The sequence below is a fragment of the Pseudomonas sp. Pse1 genome, assembly GCF_024519635.1.
Taxonomy (GTDB): Bacteria; Pseudomonadota; Gammaproteobacteria; order Pseudomonadales; family Pseudomonadaceae; genus Aquipseudomonas.
In genome coordinates this window covers 1-386 of sequence record NZ_JALJRO010000095.1, presented here as the reverse complement: position 1 = coordinate 386, position 386 = coordinate 1, and the positions used below count along the sequence as shown (strand labels likewise).

Annotated in this window: 1 protein-coding gene; it reads left to right on the top strand. The window is 48.7% G+C overall.

Translation table 11 applies throughout. From position 1 onward, the window contains the following. Positions 1-111: 111 nt before the first annotated feature. On the top strand, positions 112-386 hold a 275-nt coding region (locus NR126_RS28540), incomplete at its 3' end, for a hypothetical protein (RefSeq protein WP_256832504.1).

The window sequence follows — 386 nt, the reverse complement described above, 5'->3', positions numbered from 1 at the left end:
GAAGGGAGAAGAGAAAGAAATGATATAGCTGCAGAGTCAAGGCATCCCCTGCGCGTGGATGGATGAATTGTAATTGAAAAAAAGAAAGTAGATGGAAGGTGATTTGAAGGAATGGATTGGAGAAAAAAAAAGATAGAAGAAAGAAGGAAAAGGGAAAGAGAAGGAGGAAGGAGGGAAAGAAGGGAGGAGAAGAAAGAGAGAGAGGAGAGAAGGAGGAGGGAGGGGAGGAAGGAGGAAGAGGAAAGGGAAAGAGAGAAGAGAGAAGAGAAGGGAGGGGGAGAAAAGGAGAAGGGAGGGAGAAGGAGAAAGAGAAGGAGGGAGGAGGGGGGGAGGAGGGGGCAGGGGAAAGGAAGGGAACGAAAGAAAATCGGCCTCAACACGCAGAG